This window comes from Streptomyces sp. URMC 124, assembly GCF_051386455.1.
Classification (GTDB): Bacteria; Actinomycetota; Actinomycetes; order Streptomycetales; family Streptomycetaceae; genus Streptomyces.
On record NZ_JBPQTS010000327.1, the window covers coordinates 1 to 1,299 of the forward strand.

Below are 1,299 nucleotides of genomic sequence, written 5' to 3' on the forward strand. Positions count from 1 at the left end.
TCAGTCCTTGATTTCGCAGATGACGGCGCCGGAGGAGACGGACGCGCCGATCTCGGCGGTGATGCCCTTGACCGTGCCCGCGCGGTGCGCGTTCAGGGGCTGTTCCATCTTCATCGCTTCGAGGACCACGATCAGTTCGCCCTCGGCGACCTCCTGGCCCTCCTCGACCGCGACCTTCACGATCGTGCCCTGCATCGGCGACGTCAGCGCATCACCCGAGGCCGCCGAGCCGGCCTTCTTCGCCGCCCGCCGCTTCGGCTTGGCGCCGCCCGCAGCAGCAGTACGCGCCAGCGTCATGCCCAGCGAGGACGGCAGGGAGACCTCCAGGCGCTTGCCACCGACCTCGACCACCACGGTCTCGCGGCCCTCGGCCTCCGCCTCGTCCTCCGCGACCGCAGAGCCCGCGAACGGCTCGATGGTGTTGTCGAACTCGGTCTCGATCCACCGCGTGTGCACCCGGAACGGATCCGCGGTGAACGCCTCATCGGCGACCACGGCCCGGTGGAAGGGAATGGCCGTGGCCATGCCCTCGACCTTGAACTCGCCCAGCGCACGCGCGGCGCGCTGCAGGGCCTGCTCACGCGTGGCACCGGTGACGATCAGCTTCGCCAGCAGGGAGTCCCAGGCCGGGCCGATCACACTGCCGGCCTCCACACCCGCATCCAGGCGCACGCCCGGACCGGTCGGGGCGTCGAAGCGGGAGACGGTGCCGGGGGCGGGCAGGAAGTTACGGCCCGGGTCCTCACCGTTGATCCGGAACTCGAACGAGTGCCCGCGCAGCGGCGGGTCGTCGTAGCCGAGCTCCTCACCGTCGGCGATGCGGAACATCTCGCGGACCAGGTCGATACCGGTGACCTCTTCGGTGACCGGGTGCTCGACCTGCAGACGCGTGTTGACCTCCAGGAAGGAGATCGTGCCGTCCTGGCCGACGAGGAACTCGCACGTGCCCGCGCCCTCGTAACCGGCCTCACGCAGAATCGCCTTCGACGCCCGGTACAGCTCCGCGTTCTGCTCCGCGGACAGGAACGGCGCAGGCGCCTCCTCGACGAGCTTCTGATGGCGGCGCTGCAGGGAGCAGTCGCGGGTGGAGACGACCACGACGTTGCCGTGCTTGTCGGCCAGGCACTGGGTCTCGACGTGGCGGGGGCGGTCGAGGTAGCGCTCGACGAAGCACTCACCCCGCCCGAAGGCGGCCACGGCCTCGCGGACGGCGGAGTCGTAGAGCTCGGGGACCTCTTCGAGGGTGCGGGCGACCTTCAGGCCACGCCCGCCGCCACCGAAAGCGGCCTTGATCGCGAT

At 70.3% G+C, this 1,299-nt stretch carries 1 protein-coding gene; it reads right to left on the reverse strand.

The features are described from left to right. The coding region (locus ACSNOG_RS32720) for a biotin/lipoyl-containing protein (protein ID WP_436756329.1) at positions 1-1,299 on the reverse strand (1,299 nt) is incomplete at its 5' end.